This is a genomic window from Haloferula sp. A504 (assembly GCF_044385805.1).
In the GTDB taxonomy this organism is placed as follows: domain Bacteria; phylum Verrucomicrobiota; class Verrucomicrobiia; order Verrucomicrobiales; family Akkermansiaceae; genus Haloferula.
This window is the reverse complement of sequence record NZ_JBISBU010000141.1, coordinates 1-1,574: the sequence shown is the minus strand read 5'-3', so window position 1 is coordinate 1,574 and position 1,574 is coordinate 1. Positions and strand designations below refer to the sequence as shown.

Annotated in this window: 1 rRNA gene; it reads left to right on the top strand. The window is 55.5% G+C overall.

Annotated features, from left to right (window positions below):
- Window positions 1–139: 139 nt before the first annotated feature.
- Window positions 140–1,574: ribosomal RNA gene (locus ACG2LG_RS23810) — 16S ribosomal RNA — on the top strand; the annotation flags it as partial.

The following is a 1,574-nucleotide window of genomic DNA, read 5'->3' as shown; positions in this document are numbered from 1 at the left end:
GATCCCGGCACGGAAGCGCGTGGCTGGAGAAGACGCCGGCTGGTCTTAGGGCTGGTTGGTTGTGGTTTCTCCAGGGTCGATTTCAATAATAAGAGTTCCGATGCCTGCCCATGTGGTAGGGATTGGAGCACTGCGTTTTTTTACGGAGAGTTTGATTCTGGCTCAGAACGAACGCTGGCGGCGTGTTTAAGACATGCAAGTCGCACGGGGAACTCATGAAGCTTGCTTTGAGGGTTTCTAGTGGCGCACGGGTGAGTAACACGTGAGTTACATGCCCTGCAGTGGGGAATAGCCCGCCGAAAGGCGGATTAATACCCCATGGTCCCGCGAGGGTAAAGGTGGCCTTGTGCTGCCGCTGCAGGATTGGCTCGCGTCCTATCAGTTTGTTGGTGAGGTAACGGCTCACCAAGACGACGACGGGTAGCTGGTCTGAGAGGACGATCAGTCACACTGGAACTGAGACACGGTCCAGACACCTACGGGTGGCAGCAGTCGAGAATAATTCACAATGGACGAAAGTCTGATGGTGCAACGCCGCGTGGAGGATGACGGTCTTCGGATTGTAAACTCCTGTCATCGGGGAGTAAGACCTGGCGGTTAACAGCCGACAGGGTTGATAGTACCCGAAGAGGAAGGGACGGCTAACTTCGTGCCAGCAGCCGCGGTAATACGAAGGTCCCGAGCGTTGTTCGGAATCACTGGGCGTAAAGGGAGCGTAGGCGGTTTGGTAAGTCAGATGTGAAATCCCGGGGCTCAACCCCGGAACTGCATTTGATACTGCCGGACTTGAGTAATGGAGGGGTAGCTGGAATTCTCGGTGTAGCAGTGAAATGCGTGGATATCGAGAGGAACACTCGTGGCGAAGGCGAGCTACTGGACATTTACTGACGCTGAGGCTCGAAGGCCAGGGTAGCGAAAGGGATTAGATACCCCTGTAGTCCTGGCAGTAAACGGTGTGCGCTTGGTGTGAGGGGTTTCGACCCCCCTTGTGCCGGAGCTAACGCGTTAAGCGCACCGCCTGGGAAGTACGGTCGCAAGACTAAAACTCAAAGAAATTGACGGGGACCCGCACAAGCGGTGGAGTATGTGGCTTAATTCGATGCAACGCGAAGAACCTTACCAGGGCTTGACATGCATTGCTAATTCCGTGAAAGCGGATGAGTCTTCGGACACCTTGCACAGGTGCTGCATGGCCGTCGTCAGCTCGTGTCGTGAGATGTTGGGTTAAGTCCCGCAACGAGCGCAACCCCTGTGATTAGTTGCCAGCACGTTAAGGTGGGGACTCTAATCAGACTGCCCAGATCAACTGGGAGGAAGGTGGGGATGACGTCAGGTCAGTATGGCCCTTACGCCCTGGGCTGCACACGTACTACAATGCCCAGCACAATTGGAACCGATACCGCGAGGTGGAGGAAATCCGTAAAGCTGGGCCCAGTTCGGATTGGAGGCTGCAACTCGCCTCCATGAAGCCGGAATCGCTAGTAATGGCACATCAGCTACGGTGCCGTGAATACGTTCCCGGGTCTTGTACACACCGCCCGTCACATCATGGAAGCCGGTAGCACCCGAAGTAT